Annotated in this window: 1 protein-coding gene; it reads left to right on the forward strand. The window is 45.9% G+C overall.

Annotation, left to right across the window (positions count from 1 at the left end):
- The coding region (locus tag HMPREF2794_RS21340; protein WP_139147285.1) for an AAA family ATPase at positions 1-423 on the forward strand (423 nt) is incomplete at both ends.

Raw genomic sequence — 423 nt, forward strand, 5'->3', positions numbered from 1 at the left:
GTTGCTGGATCATTTACGGAAAGTCGGGACAAGGTAAAAGTTCTTTCGCTCTGCAACTGGCTCGCAAATTTGATGAAATGGGGCTTCGTGTTCTTTATCTAACATTGGAAATGGGCGCGTGTGACGACTTCGTGAACTCCGTGCTTGATGTAGGTATCAGCAGTAAGACAAACAATATAATCTACTCGGACGAAGCTACCATCAAAGAATTGGACGAATACTTGTCAAAGCAACGTAGCCCGGACGTGATAATGATAGACTCCATACAATATTTCGAGCAGCAAGGGGGAGCGAAAGCCACCGAAATAATCCGCCTGCGCAAGAAGTATCCGCGAAAGATATTTGTCTTTATCTCGCATGTGGACGGGCGCGAGGTGGAAGGAAAAACCGCCTATGACGTGAAACGTGACAGCTTTAAAAGAA

Origin of the sequence: Bacteroides sp. HMSC067B03, assembly GCF_001811315.1 — a bacterium.
GTDB classification, from domain to species: domain Bacteria; phylum Bacteroidota; class Bacteroidia; order Bacteroidales; family Bacteroidaceae; genus Bacteroides; species Bacteroides faecis.